General features: G+C 62.0%; 2 protein-coding genes. Both read right to left on the bottom strand.

Going from position 1 to position 684, the window contains the following annotated elements; translation table 11 throughout:
* Positions 1-142: 142 nt before the first annotated feature.
* Entirely contained in the window at positions 143-307 is a 165-nt protein-coding gene (locus tag EOC06_RS40565; RefSeq protein WP_164899045.1) for a hypothetical protein, read from the bottom strand.
* Positions 308-348: 41 nt separating this feature from the next.
* Positions 349-684: type IV secretion system protein (locus EOC06_RS38210; protein ID WP_245470464.1), on the bottom strand; the 336-nt coding region annotated here is incomplete at its 5' end.

Here is a 684-nt window from a genome sequence, read left to right as displayed (position 1 = left end):
GATTGACCTCGCATCAGGCCTCTCTGCGCCCCTATTCAGCCGTTGCAACAAAACCGTGCATAGCCGAGCTGCATATAGACGCTGGAAACAAAGCCCTTTCCGACGTCGTCGATGCCTCCCAGAATGCTTGTCGCCAGGCCGTTCATCCATCCTCGACAACACGATCGAAGGGCGGCGCGTTGACCGGCTTCAAGGGTCCGCAGCTAGCGTCGCCGGCATAGGCTAGCGGCGCGCACGGCGCCTTGAGCTCGCGACCTGGACGGGCGCAGCCGCTTAGCGTGACACTCGTCACCGCGACGGCGAGCATGCTGACCCGCCACCAAGCTGGCATGCGTTTCGCTCGCGCCCTCAACGATCAGTTCCGCTTTTGCCAAAATTTTCGAACGGATTGACTTGCGCCGGCGTCATCAGCTTTTGCACCTGGCTTTGCCGCAAAAGCCGGGTCTTCATTTCCTCGTTGAGCGCGGCGACGGCACCATTTTGGACGCCGATGAGCTCGTTGACCGCACGCGCGTTCTCAAGCTGCATGCGCGTGTTTTGATCGACCGAGCCTTTGACATCCTCGGCCTGTCCGATCTGCCCGCTGGCCGACTGCAACGACTGCTCGCGTTGCGCGACGCCTTGGGAGGCCTGAGAGGTGAGGGCGCTCAACAGCGACGCGACGTTGACGCTGCCGCTATAGGC

The organism is Mesorhizobium sp. M7A.F.Ca.MR.362.00.0.0 (assembly GCF_004023175.1).
In the GTDB taxonomy this organism is placed as follows: domain Bacteria; phylum Pseudomonadota; class Alphaproteobacteria; order Rhizobiales; family Rhizobiaceae; genus Mesorhizobium.
The sequence above is the reverse complement of the archived record's forward strand: the minus strand, read 5'-3'. Positions and strand labels throughout refer to the sequence as shown.

Coding starts and splice junctions, on each gene's coding strand:
- EOC06_RS40565 (WP_164899045.1), bottom strand. CDS start 307: ATGCTCGCCGTCGCGGTGACGAGTGTCACGCTAAGCGGCTGCGCCCGT.